The sequence below is a fragment of the Kitasatospora sp. HUAS MG31 genome, from assembly GCF_040571325.1.
GTDB lineage: Bacteria > Actinomycetota > Actinomycetes > Streptomycetales > Streptomycetaceae > Kitasatospora > Kitasatospora camelliae.
Genome location: NZ_CP159872.1, coordinates 2,967,107 through 2,982,705, shown reverse-complemented (window position 1 = coordinate 2,982,705; position 15,599 = coordinate 2,967,107). Strand labels below are relative to the sequence as shown.

Genomic DNA, 15,599 nt, shown 5'->3' with positions numbered 1-15,599 from the left:
TGGAGCACGGTGGAATCCTGGTGAACCGGACGATCATGCTGCCGGCCTCGGTCGACGAGGCCGTCGAGGCGCTGGCCGCCACGCCCGGCGCGGTCCCGGTGGCCGGCGCCACCGACCTGATGGAGGCCGTCAACGCCGGACGGCTCCGCCCCGCCGCGCTGATCGGCCTCGGCCGGATCACCGAACTGCGCGGCTGGCGCTACGAGGACGGCGGCACCGCCGTCCTCGGCGCCGGACTCACCCACGCCCGGATGGACCGCCCCGACTTCGCGGCCCTGATCCCCGCCCTCGCCGACGCCGCCCGCACCGCCGGACCCCCGCAGGTCCGCAACGTCGGCACCCTCGGCGGCAACATCGCCACCGCCGCCCCCACCGGCGACACCCTCCCCGTGCTCGCCGCCCTGGAGGCCGGCGCCACCCTCGCCCGGGCCGGCAGCACCCGCGAGGTCCCGATCAGCCACCTGCTCACCGGCCTCGACCCGCTGCGCCCCGGCGAGCTGCTCACCTGGATCCGCGTCCCGCTGCTGCACGCCCCCCAGGTCTTCCTCAAGTCCACCGGCCGCAGCGGCCCCGCCCGCGCCAACGCCTCCGTCGCCGTCGTCCTCGACCCCGCCCGCCGCGCCGTCCGCTGCGCCGTGGGTGCCGTCGCCCCCGTACCGCTGCGGCCGCTGGAGGCCGAGGCCTGGGTGGCCGGCTGCATCGACTGGGACGCCCGCGGCGAGGAGGGTGCGGTCCCCATCGACCCCGCCGCCCTCGCCGCCTTCGGCGACTACGTGGCCGGGGCCTGCGTCCCCGACGGCATGCCCGACCCGACGGGCGAGGGGCCGGGCACGGCCGTCCTGCGGCTGCGGCGTACGGTAGCGGTGCTGGCCCGCCGGGCACTGGGAAGGGCGCTGAAGTGACGGACGACCTCATGGGTGGCGACCCGCTGGGCGTGGACGTACGGCCCTGCGCCTCGTACACGCTCCGCGTCAACGGCTTCGAACGGCCGGTCACCGACGCGTGGATCGGCGAGAGCCTGCTGTACGTGCTGCGCGAGCGCCTCGGCCTGGCCGGCGCCAAGGGCGGCTGCGAGCAGGGCGAGTGCGGCGCCTGCTCGATCCAGGTCGACGGCCAGCTGGTGGCCGGCTGCCTGGTGCCCGCCGCGCTCGCCGCCGACAGCGAGATCTCCACCGTCGAGGGCCTCTCCGAGAACGGCCCCAGCGACGTCCAGCAGGCCCTCGCCGAGTCCGGCGCCGTGCAGTGCGGCTACTGCACCCCCGGCCTCGCCATGGCGGTCCACGACCTGCTCCAGCGCAACCACCGCCCCACCGAGGTGGAGGCCCGCCAGGCGCTCTGCGGCAACCTCTGCCGCTGCACCGGCTACCGGGGCGTGCTGGCCGCCGTCCAGACCGTCGCCGACACCCGCGAGGCGGCCCTGGAGGCCGAGCTCGCGGCGGCCGAGGCCGCCGCGGAGGCGGCCGGCGGGTCCGCCGCCGACGCCCAGACCGCGCAGGACGCCGCCGTTCCGGGCGACCCCGCCGGTGCGGGTGCCGCTGGTGCTGCTGCCGGTGCGGCCGGGGTGGCAGGGGTGGCCGGTGTGGCCGGGATCGCCACCGAGCAGTCCGTCGCCGACCTCCCGCTGGCCGGCGAACTCCCGCTCTACGCCGACTCCGAGCTCTGGCACGAGGCCGCCCAGCCCTACCCCGACCAGCCCACCTCGGCCGGCGCCGGCGTCTACGAGCCCGCCGCCTACCAGCCCGACGAGGGCTGGACCGCGTACAACCCCACACCTCCGCACGGCACCGTCTACGACCCCTCCTACGAGACCGGCTCGTACCCCGTCGTGCCCCCGCAGCCCACCGGCTACGACGCCGCCGGCTACCAGACCGGCAGCTTCCCCCAGGTGAGCTACGACACCGGCAGCTACCCGGTCCCCGGCTACGACCCCACCGGGTACGAGACCGCCGGCTACGAGCCCGCCCCCGCGCACGGCACCGCCCACGACGGACAGCCGCACGACATCACCCCGGCCCACGGCACGTACATCCCCGCGCCCCAGCACGGCACGGCGTACGACGGCACCACCCCCGCCCACGGCATCCGGCTCCCCGAGGACGACCACGCATGACCTCGCCCGCAGACGAGACGGCCACCGCCGAGCCGTTCGGCCTGGGCAGCTCCCCGCTGCGCACCGACGCCCTCCCCAAGGCCCTCGGCATCTACCCCTACGCCGCCGACCTCTGGGCCGAGGGCCTGCTCTGGGGCGCCGTGCTGCGCTCCCCCCACCCGCACGCCCGGATCGTCCGGATCGACACCTCGGCCGCCCTGGCCCTGCCCGGCGTGCACGCCGTGGTCACCGCCGCCGACCTCCCCCCGGGCCCCGACGGCACCCCCGACGGCGCCCCGCACGGCCCGATCGTCGCCGACCGCCCGGTGCTCGCCTCCGGCGTGGTCCGCCACCACGGCGAACCGGTCGCCGCGGTCGCCGCCGACCACCCCGACACCGCCCGGCTCGCCGCCGCCTCCATCCTCGTCGAGTACGAGGTGCTGGAGGCCGTCACCGACCCCGAGGCCGCCTTCAACGCCCCGCCGCTGCACCCCGACGGCAACCTCTTCCGGCACGTCCCGCTGCGCACCGGCGACCAGGAGGCGGTCGGCGAGATCATCGTCGAGGGCCTCTACCAGGTCGGCCGCCAGGACCCGGCCCCGATCGGCGCCGAGGCCGGCCTCGCCGTGCCCCGCCCCGACGGCGGCGTGGAGCTCCACCTCTCCACCACCGACCCGCACGGCGACCGCGACCGCGCCGCCACCTGCCTCGGCCTGGAGCCCGACCGGGTCCGCGTCGTGGTCACCGGTGTGCCCGGCGCCACCGCCGACCGCGAGGACCTCTCCTTCCAGGTCACCCTCGCCCTGCTCGCCCTGCGCACCGGACGCCCGGTGAAGATGACCCTCACCCGCGAGGAGTCCTTCCAGACCCACACCACCCGCCACCCCGCCCTGCTGCGCTACCGGCACCACGCCGACGCCGAGGGCCGGCTGGTCAAGGTGGAGGCCCAGATCCTGCTGGACGGCGGCGCCTACGCCGACGTCTCCGCCGAGGCCCTGGCCGCCGCCGTGGCCTTCTCGGTCGGCCCGTACACCTGCCCCAACGTCCTGGTCGACGCCTGGGCGGTGCGCACCAACAACCCGCCGGCCGGCCGGATGCGCGGCGAAGGCGCCCTGCAGACCTGCTTCGCGTACGAGAGCCAGCTCGACCAGCTGGCCGCCCGGGTCGGCGTGGACCCGCTGGAGATCCGCCGCCGCAACGCCATGGCCACCGGCGACCCGCTGCCCACCGGCCAGGCGGTCACCTGCCCCGCGCCCGTCGCCGGACTGCTGGACGCGCTCGCCGAGTTCCCGCTGCCCGCGCTGCCGGTGGACGACCCGGAGGCCGACTGGCTGCTGCCCGGCGGCCCGGGCGGCGCCGGCGACCCGGCCGCCGTCCGGCGCGGCATCGGCTACGCCGTCGGCATGGTCCACATGCTCGGCGCCGAGGGCGAGGACGAGGTCTCCACCGCGACCGTCCGGGTCAGCGGCGACCACGCCACCGTGATCTGCGCCGCCGTCGACTCCGGCCAGGGCTTCGCCACCCTCGCCCGGCAGATCGTGCAGTCCACCCTGGGCGTCAGCGAGGTGTACGTCGCCCCCGTGGACAGCGACCAGCCCGCGGCCGGCCCCTCCGCCCGCGGCCGGCACACCTGGGTGTCGGGCGGCGCCGTGGAGCGCGCCGCGCTGATGGTCCGGCACCAGATGCTCCAGCCGATCGCCGCCGACTTCGGCATGTCGGTGGAGCTGCTGACCATCTCCGACGGCAAGATCACCTCCTACGACGGGGTGCTCGGCATGCCGGTCGAGGAGGCCCTGGAGGGCCGCGAGCTGTGGGCCACCGCCCAGTGCCGCCCGCACCCGACCGAGCCGCTGGACGACGCCGGCCAGGGCGACGCCTTCGTCTCCATCGCGTACTGCGCGATGCGGGCCGTGGTCGACGTGGACATCGAACTCGGCGCGGTCCGGGTGGTCGACGTGACCGTCGCCCAGGACGTCGGCCGCGCGCTGAACCCGCGACAGATCGAGGACCGCATCGAGGCGGGCGTCGCCCAGGGCGTCGGACTCGCCCTGCTGGAGGACCTCCGGATCGAGGGCGGCCGCCCGGTCAACCCCTCGCTCACCGGCTACCGGCTGCCCACCTCGCTGGACACCCCGGACATCCGGATCGCCGCCCTGGTGGAGGAGCGCGACGTGGTCGCCACCTTCGGCGCCAAGGCCGTCAGCGCACCCCCCGCGGTGGTCGCCCCCGCCGCGGTCGCGGCCGCCGTCCGCGCCGCCACCGGCCTGCCGGTCGGCCGGCTGCCGATCCCGCCGGAGGACGCGATCGTCGGCTGATTCCCGAGCCACTGACGGCCCGACAGGTGCACCGCAACCGGGTGCACCCGTCGGGCCGTCGTTGTTGACGGGGTGAAGTCTGCTCGCGGACCTGCGAAGTTGCGGACGGACCGTGCGTAGTGCGTGGGGTGCTGCGCATGTCAGGCGGCCGAGAGATACGATCGAAAGGCCCTGTGCCTCGCGCACGGGGATCGCTGCAACGACCGTGCCGCGGTAGAGGACTGACGGGGGACCGATGACGCTGACCAGAGCCGTGCGGGTGCTCGCCGCCACCGCACTGTCGAGCGCACTGCTGCTGAGCGCGGCACCCACTGCTTCGGCGGACGGGATCCGGGACGACCAGTGGGCGGAGAAGTACTTCGACCTGCAGAAGGTCTGGTCGGTCACCAAGGGCGACGGCATCAAGGTCGCGGTCATCGACAGCGGAGTCGACGCCAACAATCCCGACCTCACGGGTCAGGTGCTGCCGGGCTTCGACCAGAGCGGTCGCGGCCTCAACACCAAGCCGACGGTGGGGCACGGCACCGGCGTCGCGAGCGTGATCGCCGGGCACGGCCACGGGGACAACGACGGCATCCTCGGTCTGGCCCCGGGCGTCAAGATCCTTCCCGCCTACAAGGGTGACGCCAACGACAAGGACGTGATCCCCGAGGCGATCCGCTGGGCGGTCGACAACGGCGCCAAGGTCATCAACATCTCGCAGACCCTGACCGGCCCGGGACTGAAGTTCCCTGACGCGCTCGCCTACGCGGCCAGCCACGATGTCCTCGTCGTCGCGGGCACGGGCAACGACGGTACGTCGGTGGGCAGCCCGGCCAATCGGCCCGGCGTCCTGGCGGTCGGCGCGACGGACAAGACCTCCACCGTCTGGGCGAAGTCGAACTACGGCCCCGAGGTGATGCTCACCGCTCCAGGCGTGAAGGTCATCACGGCTGGCTCCTGTGACGGTGGTGCGAATCCGTACTGCATGGGCGAAGGTACGTCGATCTCCACCGCGTTCGTGTCGGCCACCGCGGCTCTGGTGCGAGCCAAGTACCCAAACTTGACGGCAGGCCAGGTGGCCAATCGCCTGGTCAAGTCGGCGATGGTGCCGCCCGCACTGAAGGGCGCCAAGCTGCCCGATGCCAAGTACGGGTACGGCATCGTCCGCCCCTATGAGGCGCTGACCCAGGACATTCCTGCCGGTCCCGAGCAGGGGCCACTGGCGGCGGTCTCCGCAACGAGCGCCAGCCCGACGACGAAGGCGAGTGGCGGGGCGACCAATGCGCCTGACGGCAGCACCGCCAAGCCCGCTCCGGCTCTTCCCGAGCCCGAGACGGAGAAGTCCTCCTCGTCGACCCCGCTCATCCTGGCCGCCGTGGCCGTCGTCGTCGTGGTCCTGCTCATCATCATCGCCGTGACGGTCTCGGGTCGGAAGCGCCGCGCCCAGGCGCAGCTCCCGCCCCAGCAGATGGGCCAGCCGCCCCACGGCGGAGCCCCGGGCTGGCCGCCGGCCCAGCAGCCGTACGGCAACCAGGCGCCGCCGCCCGGCTACTCGCCGCAGCAGCCCCACCAGCCGTACCAGAACAACCCGTACCAGAACGGTGGCCAGTGACGGTTGACGGGCTGTCAGCCTGTCGCCGAGAAGCGATACGATCGAACGCTCTAACAATCAGCAGCATGCACCCCTCGGGGTGCCGTCACGGGGAAGCAACGAGTCTCCAGGGGGAGAGGGTCGCGTGTCCGAGGGATACCGCGTCAACACCGACGAGTTGGAGGCAGTCGTGAGACGACTGCGGACCCTCCAGCAGAACATCAGCACGTGCGGGACGAACACCAAGTACAAGACGGACATCTCCCGCGATGCCTTCGGCGGCGAGTTCGCCGAGGCCAATGCGCTCTACAGCGCCCACAGCAACATGCAGGTCTTCCTGAGCCAGACCATCTCGAACTTGGACGCCCTCATCAACGAGTACGGCGACAAGACGCAGACGGTCACCGACAGCTACAAGGCTCGTGAGGACGAGGGCCAGGCGACCATGAGGCGCTACGAGGAGAGGGGTGCCTGAGATGGCCGGCAACCGGTTCGACGACTACGACCTCATCCCGCTGAAGAACATGATCGGGAACTCCCAGCCCGACCAGATCCACGCGGTCGCCGAGCACTGGAAGAACGTCCACGAGGAGCTCCAGCAGGCCGCCTCGGACCTGCGCGCCGCCATCGACCACGCTACCTCCCACTGGGAGGGGGCGGCTGCTCAGGGGTTCGCCAAGAAGGGTGGTGACCTCCAGACCAGCCTGGTGAACACCGCCGCTCACGCGCAGAACACCTCCAATGCCATGCAGTACGCCGGCGACGCCCTCGCGCAGAGCCGTGACGTCATGAACAGCATCAAGGTCCCCGGCTTCTGGGACCGGGTCGGCAAGACCCTGGAGGACGGCTTCGCGGAGTCGGACGCCGCCTTCCGCGCGGACCTCAGGACCATGGACCGTACGGCGGCCGTGGACAAGCACGCCTCCGAGCTGTCGGCGACCGAGGTGGCGCACCAGTACGCCATCGCCGTCATGGAGCACCTGGCGCCTCAGTACGAAGAAGCGGCCAAGTACATGAAGGCTCCGGACGACAATGGCGGGGACATCAACGGCGGTGACGGCTACCCGGGCAAGCCCACCCAGCCCACGCCCCCCGGCTTCCTGCCCCCGAAGCCGCCGACCCCGCGCTACCCCGACGGTCCGCCGTCGACGGGTGACAAGCCCGGTGGCGGTCAGCCGAACCGGCCGGACATCCAGGACCCGCGGAGCCCCGGCATCCCGCCGACGGATCCCCGGAACCCCACTGTCCCGCCGATCGGTACGCCGGAGAGCCCGATGCCGACGCGGCCCGGTACGGACCTCAACAGCCTGCCGCCGGCCGACACGCAGCCCGGCCGTACCACCGTCCCGCCCATCCACAGCGGCGGCGGGATCAACCCGCCGGGTGGCGGTGGTGGCGGTGGCGGCGGCGGTGGCTTCCCGGGTGGCGGTGGCTTCCCCGGTGGCGGCCTCATCCCGGGCGGCGGCTCCCGTCCCGGTGGCGGTGGCATCCCCGGTGGTGGCACGGGCCGCGGCGGTATCGCCGGTGGTAGCGGCGGCGCCGGCGGTGGTTCGGCCGGCCGCGGTGGTGCGGGTGCCGGCGGCGCGGGTGCCGCGGGTGCCGGTGCCGGCCAGGGCAAGGCCGGCGCCTCGGGCGCGCCCGGTATGGGCGGTGGCATGGGCGGCGGTATGGGCGGCGGCGGTGCCCGTGGCGGCGCCGGCGGCAAGAGCAGCGGCCTAGTCCGTCGCGAGGGCGGCGCGTTCGGTGCCGCCAAGCCGGGCAACGCCAGTGGCCGTGCCTTCACCGAGGGCGGTTCGGGCCTGGGCAAGGGCCGTGGCCAGGCCGGTGCGGGCGCCGGTGGCGCCGGCGGGATGCACGGCGGTGCCCCGGGCTCGGCGGCCGGCAACAAGAAGAAGGGCAAGGACGGTCACCGTCCCGACTACCTGGTCGAGGACGAGGAGACCTGGCGTGGAGGCTCCGCCCTCCCGCCGGTGATCGAGTGACCGGTTCCACGGCGTAGGGCCTGACCGTCCGAGGGGCGTTCCCGCAGTCGCGGGGACGCCCCTCGGCGTGTTGCGCGGGCCGGTCCGGACGTGCGGCGGCCGGCTCAGCTGAAGGGCGTGTGCGGACGCGGTTGCAGCACCCCGTCCACGTGGATGTCCGCCCGCTCGTCGTAGAACGCGACCAGCCCGGCGATCCGCTGGCTCTCGGGCAGCGGGGTCCGGTACGTCCAGGCGACGTCCTGGTGCAGTTCGTCGCCCACCCGGACGGAGAGGTGCTCGGCCGCGCCCTTGTACGGGCAGTGGGTGGTCCGGGTGCCGGGCTCCAGGAGGTCGGCCCGGACGTCCGTGCGGGGCAGGTAGTACCGGACCGGCAGGCCCGTCTCGAACAGCAGGGACGGGTGGCCGCTCTCGGCCACCACCACGCCGTCCAGCTCGATCCCGACCTGCCGGGAGGACGGCAGGATGTCGATCCGCTTGTACGGGTCCCGCGGGTGGGTGTACACCTCCTCGTCCTCCTCGAACCAGGCGTCCAGCGCCCGCCAGGAGAACCGGACCAGCTCCCGCAGCTCCTCGACGGGGGAGTCCTCGTACCGCCAGGCCGCGTCCTTCACCGTCCGGCCGCCGGAGGCGAGGGTGAACAGCCGGCCCTCGCCGAGGCCCGGCCGGGAGCTGGTCCGGCCGGTCGGGGTCAGCAGCCCGGGGCCGACGTCGGCGACCGGGACGTAGTACGCGGGGAAGGCCGGGTGCTCCCACACCAGCCTGGCCCGCACGGTGTCGAGCACCGGCCGGCCGCCGAGGAAGGCGCGGATCCGCTTGGCGCACGGCTCGACCCGCGGCCGGTGCGCCTGCCCATCCTGCTGCCCGAGCTTCTGCCCGTGCGGCTGCCCGTGCTGCTGTCCGAAGGTGTCCATGGGGGTGCTCATACCCGTGCAACCCCGCGCGGACGCCCGGAATTTCCGCCCGGACGGCATTCTCGGCCGTTCGGTGAATTGCGCTGCGTGAATAGCGTGCCGAATTTCCCGGCCGTGCGCGGGAAAGCGCGGGCCGGGAAATTCGACGGATGGACGCCGTGGCGGGATTCGAACCCGCGTGCACCGCTTTGCAGGCGGCTCCCTGGGCCACTCGGGCACACGGCGTGGGGGGGAACGGGGCTTCGGGGCCCTGCAATCAAGGGGTGTGCGCGCTCAGGCGCAGCAGGCGTGACAGGTGCGACACGCGGTACAGCGGCAACAGGGGGCACAGGTGCGGTACGCCGCGAGGGCCGCCGTCTTCCCGTTCATCGCCCGACTCCCGTCGTCTCCGCTGTTGGTGAATTCACTATAAGGGCCTGCGGGCGAGGTGCGTCAATATCCGCCTATGAATTCCGTGTGTCGGCCGTGCTACGGTCGGAGGGAACCAAGAGGCGGCCCCCGCGGCCGCCCCGGACGAGGTGCGTCGTACCCGGCAGGACAAGACGGCGCGGTACAGCGGTGGCAGCGCAGAGGCTGCCGCCCACTACTGCGTGAGGAGCCCGCCGTCATGGCCTGGGTGGTACTGATCGTCGCCGGCCTGCTGGAGACCGTCTGGGCGGTCGCCCTGGAAGCGGCCAAGGGGTTCTCGCGGGCCGTCCCGACCGCGCTGTTCGCGGTGGCGCTCGCCCTGTCGATGGGCGGCCTGGCGTACGCGATGCGGAGCATCCCGCTGGGCACCGGCTACGCCGTCTGGGTGGGCATCGGAGCACTCGGCACGGCCCTGTACGGGATGCTCGCGCTCGGTGACGCGGTCTCCGCGGCCCGGATCACCTGTCTGGTCCTGATCCTCGCCGGCGTGGTGGGCCTCAAACTGCTGCACTGAGCGCGGCGGCGGAGCCGGGTCCTAGGCCCTCCGACCGAGGGGGAGCGGGCCGGAAGTCAGGAGTCATCCGGCCGCACGGGTCTTACGATGAATCCCATGACCACAGCCTCCCCCACCTCGGTCGACCCCACGCCCGCACCCCTCGACGACCCCGCCGGCGGTGTGCTCAGCGGCCCGTACCGCGCGCTGACGCTGGGGATCGTCTCGGTGGTCCTGCTGCTGGCCTTCGAGGCCACGGCGGTGAACACCGCGATGCCGGTCGCGGCCAGGGAACTGCACGGCCTCGGCCTGTACGCCTTCGCCTTCTCCGGCTACTTCACCACCACGCTGTTCGCCCTGGTGGTCTCCGGCCAGTGGTGCGACCGGCGCGGGCCGCTGGCGCCGCTGTTCACCGGCATCGCGGTGTTCGGCGCCGGCCTGGTGACCGCCGGGACGGCCGCCGGTATGTGGCTGTTCGTGGCCGGCCGGGCGATCCAGGGCCTGGGCGGCGGCCTGGTCATCGTCGCCCTGTACGTGGTGGTCGGCCGGGCCTTCCCGGAGCGGCTGCGGCCTGCCGTGTTCGCGGCCTTCTCGGCGGCCTGGGTGCTGCCCTCCATCCTCGGCCCGGTGATCTCCGGCGCGGTCACCCAGCACCTCGGCTGGCGCTGGGTGTTCCTCGCCGTCCCCGCCCTGATCCTGCTGCCGCTCGCCGTGATGGGCCCGGCGCTGCGCCGTACCGAGCGCGGCCAGGACCCGCTGCCCGCCACCCCGTACGACCGGCGGCGCACGCTCCTCGCGGCGACGGCCGCGGTCGGCGCCGGGCTGCTGCAGTACGGCGGCCAGCGGCTGGACGCGGTGGCGCTGCTGCCCGCGGCGGCGGGGGCGGCCCTGCTGTTCCCGGCGGTGGTGCGGCTGCTGCCGCGCGGCACGCTGCGGGCGGCCCGCGGGCTGCCGACGGTGATCCTGCTGCGCGGGGTGGCGGCGGGCGCCTTCTTCGCGGCGGAGGCGTTCATCCCGCTGATGATGGTGACCCAGCGGAACCTGTCGCCGACGCTCGCCGGCCTGACCCTGACCAGCGGCGGGCTCTCCTGGGCGCTCGGCTCCTGGCTGCAGGGCCGGCCCTGGGCGGACCGGCACCGGGAGGCACTGATCCGGCTGGGCTTCGTCATGACCGCGGTGTCGATCGCCGGCGCGGCCCTGGTGCTGGTGCCCGCGGCGCCGGTCTGGACGGCGGCGGCCGCCTGGGCGGTCGGCGGGGTGGGCATGGGGCTGGCGGTGGCCAGCATCAGCGTGCTGATGATGAAGCTGTCGGCGCCGGAGGAGACCGGCGCCAACTCGGCGGCCGTCCAGCTCAGCGACGCCCTGGGGAACGTGCTGCTGATCGGCCTGGCCGGGGTGCTGTTCGCGGCGCTGGGCGGCGGCTCGGTGGCCGCCGTCCGGAGCGGGCCGACCCCGGCGGGGGCCTTCGCGGTGATCTTCGTGGTGATGGCCGGCGTGGCACTGGCGGGCGCGGCGGTCTCCGGACGGACGGCGGCGGCCAAGGCCTAGCGCCGGCCGGCGAGCCCGAGCCGGACCAGCCCCGCGGCGGACCAGCCCCGCGGCGGACCAGCCCCGCGGCGGACCCGCCCCGCGGCGGACCCGCCCCGCGGCGGACCCGCCCCGCGCCGGACCCGTCCTAGGCCGCCGGGCTGACCGCCGCGGAGGGTTCGGGGCTGCCGAGGTATGCCTCCCAGCCGCCGGCCGGGGAGACGCCGGGGCCCAGCGCCTGGAGCTTGCGCAGCACCGCCGGGTCCTGCACCTCCAGCCACTCCACCAGCTGGCGGAAGGAGACCAGGCGGACCTCGGGCTTGCCCGCCACCGCCTTGAGGACCTCCTCGACGGCGTTCATGTAGATGCCGCCGTTCCATTCCTCGAAGTGATTGCCGATGATCAGCGGCGCCCGGTTCGAGGTGTACGCCCGCTCGAACCCGGCCAGGTAGGAGTCCCGGGCCTGCACCTGCCAGGCGGCGTGCCGGGAGGCGTCGCCGTGGGTGTTGCTGCCGGACTGGTTGTACATGATGTTGTAGTCCATCGAGAGCACCTGGAAGCTGTGCCCCGGGAAGGGGATGGACTGCAGCGGCATGTCCCACAGCGCGCCGCCCTGGAACTTCTGCGGCCAGACCTGCAGCCCGCCGGGGCCGCTGCTGTCGTACTTCCAGCCGCGCTTGGCGGCGGTGGGGAGCAGGCCGCGCTGGCCCTCCAGGCAGGGGGTGCGGCCGCCGATCAGCTCGCGGCGGTAGTCGAAGGGCAGCGCGGGCAGGTCGGTGTAGCCGGTGTTGGTCTTCCAGTTCATGACGAAGGACATCGCCTGTTCGATCTCGCTGTCCCAGTCCTCCGGTGACCACCTGCCGCCGCCGTTGGGGCCGCAGAAGTGGCCGTTGAAGTGGGTGCCGATCTCGTGGCCCTCCAGCCAGGCGGCGTGCAGCTGCTCCAGGGTGTCGCGGATGTGGGCGTCGCTGAGGTAGCCGATGTCGGAGGCGCCGACCGGGTGCTGCGGCGGGTGGTAGAGCGACTTCTTCGACTCCGGCACCAGGTAGATGCCGCTGAGGAAGAAGGTCATCGCGGCGTCGTGGTCCTTGGCGAGCTGCCGGAACCGGGTGAACAGCCTGTTGTCCAGCTCGCCGGCGCCGTCCCAGGAGAACACCACGAACTGCGGCGGCCGCTGACCGAGGGCCAGCGGCTCGGGCTTGGGCTGGTGGGGCTGGGGGCCGGTGTCCGAGGTGGAGCCGTCGCCGATCAGCGTGGCGGGGGGCTTCGGTGCGGCCGAGGCGCTGGCGTCCCCCGCTCCGGTGGCGGAGGTGTCGGGGTCGGTCCTCCCACCGCCCCCGGACTTGGCGGCGCATCCGGCGGCCAGGGCAGCGGCGGTCGCGGCCCCGGCGGCGAGCACGGTCCTGCGGGGGAGGGCGTCCATGGTCACATCCGATCGCAAGAGAGTCGCACAGGGGAAGAGGATGACGGTCCGACTGCCTGACCATCCGATAAATGTGCGAATGGGGCTTTCCGGGGGAATCGGGCTCAGCATGGCACGCCGGGGCGTGCGACACGGACAAACGCGGCGGGTTGCACGGGTGACGGGCACGGTACCCGGGCGACGCTCAGCCGTTCGGCGTAGCCACCGGCCGTAACGGTGGCGACCGACCACTGATCCGTCGTCAGATGGCGCTATGTGGCACCCGGCGCTCGACCCCACGCTCGACGTGACCGGGGTGCGGATCGTCGAGCAGGGCCGCGAGGCGCTCTTCCTGCTGCTGCTCGGCCTGGTCGGCTCCTTCCTGTTCATCCGCTTCAGCGTGCGGATGATCCGGCGCGGCACGAGCTGGTGGCCGGGCAACGTCACCCCCGGCGGCCTGCACATCCACCACGTCGTCTTCGGCCAGGCCCTGATGCTGATCTGCGGCGTCGCCGGCTTCACCGTCCGCGGCGAGGGCGGCGGCTGGCGGCTGGTCTTCGCGGCCGGCTTCGGCATCGGCGCCGGCCTGGTCCTCGACGAGTTCGCCCTGGTCCTGCACCTGGAGGACGTCTACTGGAGCGAGCGGGGCCGCACCTCGGTGGACGCCGTGGTGCTCGCCGTCTCCATGATCGGCCTGCTGCTGCTCGGCGAACTCCCCTTCGGCGGCTTCCAGGGCCCGCTGACCGCCGGTCAGGTCGTCGGCGCCGTCATCCTGCTCTCCCTGGTCGGCGTCACCCTGCTCAAGGGCAAGACCTGGACCGGACTGCTCGGCATCATGCTCTGGCCGCTCGCCCTGGTCGGCGCCGTCCGCCTGGCCCGCCCGCACAGCCCCTGGGCCCGCTGGCGCTACCGCAGCCGCCCCCGCCGGATGGCCCGCGCCGACCGCCGCGAGGCCCGCATCCACCGCCGCCTCCAGGCCGCCAGGATCAGCTTCTACGACGCCGTCGCCGGCGCCCCCGACGCCGTCCTCGAACGCCGCCGCGCCGCCGCCGTCGAACCCCCGCCGCCCCCGCCGCCGCCCGCCGCACCGCTGCAGCCCTGGCGGATCCGCTGCGCCCTCACCGCCGAGTGGTACGTCCGGATCGCCGCCCTGCTCAACGTGGCCGCCGGCCTGGTCGAACCGTTCCGCACCCAGGTCCAGCAGGTCAACACCGGCCAGTACTTCACCCCCGTCCTGATGACCGCCGGCTTCACCGCCGCGCTCTTCGCCGGCCTGCTCTCGGTCATGCTCCGCCGCCGCAAGCGCGCCGCCTGGATGGCCACCACCATCGTGGTCGGCGTCTACTCCGCCGCCTTCGTCGCCGCCATGACCAGCGAGGACTACCGCAGCCACCCGTTCAACTGGGCCTCCGCCGCGATCACCCTCGCCCTGCTGGTCCTGCTCGTCCTCGGCCGCGGCCTCTTCCGGGTCCGCAGCGAGCGCGGCGACGTCACCCTCGCCGTCGCCGTCCTGGTCACCGGCCTCGCCCTGCTCACCCTGGTCGGCGCCGCCGTCGTCCGCCTCACCTACGCCGAGGCCCCGCCCAGCTGGGGCGCGGCCGTCCTGTACGTCCTGCTCCGCCTGATCACCCTCTCCGGCATCATCGAGTACTCCGACATCGACGTCCCCGGCTGGGTCGACCTCGGGCTCAACCTCCTCGGCGCCGCCCTGCTGCTGCTCTCCCTCCGGGTGCTCTTCCGCTCCCCGCGCGGACGGCTCCGGCTGCGCCCCGAGGACGAACGCCGGCTCCGCGCCCTGCTGGACGGGCACGGCGCCGGCGACTCGCTCGGCTACTTCGCCCTCCGCCGCGACAAGGCCGCCTGCTGGTCCCCGACCGGCGAGGCCGCCGTGGTCCACCGCGTGGTCAACGGCGTCTCGCTGGTCTCCGGCGACCCGGTCGGCGCCCCCGAGCACTGGCCCGGCGCCATCGAGGCCTGGATCGACCAGGCCCGCGGCAACGCCTGGATCCCCGCCGTCACCGGCGCCGGCCGGCGCGGCAGCGCCGCCTACGCCCGGCACGCCCGCCTGCACGTCGTCGAACTCGGTGAGGAGGCCGTCGTCGAGACCACCGGCTTCACCCTCACCGGGCAGGCCATGACCCCCCTGCGCGAGACCCGCGACCGGGTCCGCGCCGCCGGCTACCGCGCCCTCGTCCGCCGCCACCGCGACATCCCCGCGGCCGAACTCGCCGACCTCGCCCGGCTCGCCGACGCCTGGCGGCACGGCCGCACCGAACGCGGCTTCGCCACCGCCCTCGGCCGGCTCGGCGACCCCGACGACGGCGACTGCCTGCTCGCCGAGTGCCGCGACGAGAACGACCGCGTCTGCGCCCTGCTCAACCTCGTCCCCTGGGGCGCTCACGGCCTGACCCTCGACCTGATCCGCCGCGACCGCGAATCCGACGAGGGCCTCGCCGAGTACCTGATCACCGAGGTGCTGCTGGCCTCCGCCCGCGGCGACCTCCACGTCACCCGGGTCTCCCTCAACTACGCCGCCTTCCGCACCGCCGAGCAGCGCCGCGCCCGCCCCGCCGCCGGCGGCCTGCTGCTCCGCCTGGTCCGCGCCGTCCTGCGGCTCCTGGTCCGCTGGTGGCGCCGCGAGTCCCTGTACCGGTCGCACGCCCGGTTCCACCCCGACTGGCGCCCCCGCTTCGCGCTCTACGACAAGCCCACCGAACTGCCCGCCATCGCCACCGCGGCCGCCGGCGCCGAGGGCCTCCTCACCCGTCCCCGCCTGCGCCGCGGCCGCGCCGCCCCCACCCCAGCGGCCTTGACCGGCGACCGTCACCCGGACGGTGCCGCCGGAGTGCCGCCCCACGACGGCACGGATTCACTGGCCTGAACCTGTGTCAGAGGGGAG

The 15,599-nt window shown here is 74.1% G+C and carries 11 protein-coding genes, 1 tRNA gene and 1 riboswitch; of the genes, 9 read left to right on the top strand and 3 right to left on the bottom strand.

Annotation, left to right across the window (positions count from 1 at the left end; genetic code table 11):
- The first annotated feature begins 35 nt into the window (after positions 1 to 35).
- The 6 genes from ABWK59_RS13365 (at position 36) to ABWK59_RS13340 (ending at position 7,959) form a co-directional block, all read left to right on the top strand.
- Entirely contained in the window at positions 36 to 902 is an 867-nt protein-coding gene (locus ABWK59_RS13365; RefSeq protein WP_354644940.1) for an FAD binding domain-containing protein, read from the top strand.
- Positions 899 to 2,110 carry a 2Fe-2S iron-sulfur cluster-binding protein gene (locus ABWK59_RS36615; RefSeq protein ID WP_420492776.1) on the top strand — a complete coding sequence of 404 codons (1,212 nt, stop codon included), beginning with the start codon at positions 899 to 901 and terminating at the stop codon, positions 2,108 to 2,110. Before ABWK59_RS13365 ends, ABWK59_RS36615 begins: the two co-directional genes overlap by 4 nt.
- Positions 2,107 to 4,404: a xanthine dehydrogenase family protein molybdopterin-binding subunit gene (locus tag ABWK59_RS13355; protein ID WP_354640777.1), complete on the top strand. Its 2,298-nt coding sequence runs from the start codon at positions 2,107 to 2,109 to the stop codon at positions 4,402 to 4,404. Before ABWK59_RS36615 ends, ABWK59_RS13355 begins: the two co-directional genes overlap by 4 nt.
- Positions 4,405 to 4,639: 235 nt before the next feature.
- Positions 4,640 to 5,998, top strand: coding sequence for a S8 family serine peptidase (locus ABWK59_RS13350; RefSeq protein WP_354640776.1), 1,359 nt, complete (start codon positions 4,640 to 4,642; stop codon positions 5,996 to 5,998).
- 124 nt (positions 5,999 to 6,122) lie between these two features.
- Complete coding sequence (locus tag ABWK59_RS13345; protein WP_354640775.1) at positions 6,123 to 6,452, top strand: hypothetical protein; 330 nt, start codon at positions 6,123 to 6,125, stop codon at positions 6,450 to 6,452.
- Between the two features lies 1 nt (position 6,453).
- The gene (locus ABWK59_RS13340) at positions 6,454 to 7,959 is read left to right on the top strand and encodes a WXG100 family type VII secretion target (protein ID WP_420492919.1); all 1,506 of its coding nucleotides are present in this window, start codon (positions 6,454 to 6,456) and stop codon (positions 7,957 to 7,959) included.
- A 104-nt stretch (positions 7,960 to 8,063) separates the two neighbouring features.
- Here the strand turns inward: ABWK59_RS13340 and ABWK59_RS13335 are convergent, their stop codons facing one another.
- Positions 8,064 to 8,870, bottom strand: coding sequence for a DUF427 domain-containing protein (locus tag ABWK59_RS13335; protein ID WP_354640772.1), 807 nt, complete (start codon positions 8,868 to 8,870; stop codon positions 8,064 to 8,066).
- 150 nt (positions 8,871 to 9,020) lie between these two features.
- Positions 9,021 to 9,095: transfer RNA gene (locus ABWK59_RS13330), tRNA-Cys, on the bottom strand.
- Between the two features lie 262 nt (positions 9,096 to 9,357).
- Positions 9,358 to 9,422: riboswitch (guanidine-III (ykkC-III) riboswitch) on the top strand.
- Positions 9,423 to 9,477: 55 nt separating this feature from the next.
- Between ABWK59_RS13330 and ABWK59_RS13325 the strand changes: the two genes are divergently transcribed.
- Positions 9,478 to 9,792, top strand: coding sequence for a DMT family transporter (locus ABWK59_RS13325; protein WP_354640771.1), 315 nt, complete (start codon positions 9,478 to 9,480; stop codon positions 9,790 to 9,792).
- 96 nt (positions 9,793 to 9,888) lie between these two features.
- Positions 9,889 to 11,319: an MFS transporter gene (locus ABWK59_RS13320; protein WP_354640769.1), complete on the top strand. Its 1,431-nt coding sequence runs from the start codon at positions 9,889 to 9,891 to the stop codon at positions 11,317 to 11,319.
- 127 nt (positions 11,320 to 11,446) lie between these two features.
- Here ABWK59_RS13320 and ABWK59_RS13315 read toward each other — a convergent pair whose 3' ends face one another.
- Positions 11,447 to 12,721, bottom strand: a complete 1,275-nt coding sequence (locus ABWK59_RS13315; RefSeq protein WP_354640768.1) for a hypothetical protein — start codon at positions 12,719 to 12,721, stop codon at positions 11,447 to 11,449.
- Between the two features lie 253 nt (positions 12,722 to 12,974).
- Between ABWK59_RS13315 and ABWK59_RS13310 the strand changes: the two genes are divergently transcribed.
- Entirely contained in the window at positions 12,975 to 15,581 is a 2,607-nt protein-coding gene (locus tag ABWK59_RS13310; protein WP_354640766.1) for a phosphatidylglycerol lysyltransferase domain-containing protein, read from the top strand.
- Positions 15,582 to 15,599 lie beyond the last annotated feature (18 nt).

Bases quoted from the DNA above. Each gene is read 5' to 3' on its own strand.
- ABWK59_RS13350 (WP_354640776.1), top strand. From the start codon at position 4,640: ATGACGCTGACCAGAGCCGTGCGGGTGCTCGCCGCCACCGCACTGTCG.
- ABWK59_RS13335 (WP_354640772.1), bottom strand. From the start codon at position 8,870: ATGGACACCTTCGGACAGCAGCACGGGCAGCCGCACGGGCAGAAGCTC.
- ABWK59_RS13355 (WP_354640777.1), top strand. From the start codon at position 2,107: ATGACCTCGCCCGCAGACGAGACGGCCACCGCCGAGCCGTTCGGCCTG.
- ABWK59_RS13365 (WP_354644940.1), top strand. From the start codon at position 36: ATGCTGCCGGCCTCGGTCGACGAGGCCGTCGAGGCGCTGGCCGCCACG.
- ABWK59_RS13340 (WP_420492919.1), top strand. From the start codon at position 6,454: ATGGCCGGCAACCGGTTCGACGACTACGACCTCATCCCGCTGAAGAAC.
- ABWK59_RS13320 (WP_354640769.1), top strand. From the start codon at position 9,889: ATGACCACAGCCTCCCCCACCTCGGTCGACCCCACGCCCGCACCCCTC.
- ABWK59_RS13315 (WP_354640768.1), bottom strand. From the start codon at position 12,721: ATGGACGCCCTCCCCCGCAGGACCGTGCTCGCCGCCGGGGCCGCGACC.
- ABWK59_RS13325 (WP_354640771.1), top strand. From the start codon at position 9,478: ATGGCCTGGGTGGTACTGATCGTCGCCGGCCTGCTGGAGACCGTCTGG.
- ABWK59_RS13310 (WP_354640766.1), top strand. From the start codon at position 12,975: ATGTGGCACCCGGCGCTCGACCCCACGCTCGACGTGACCGGGGTGCGG.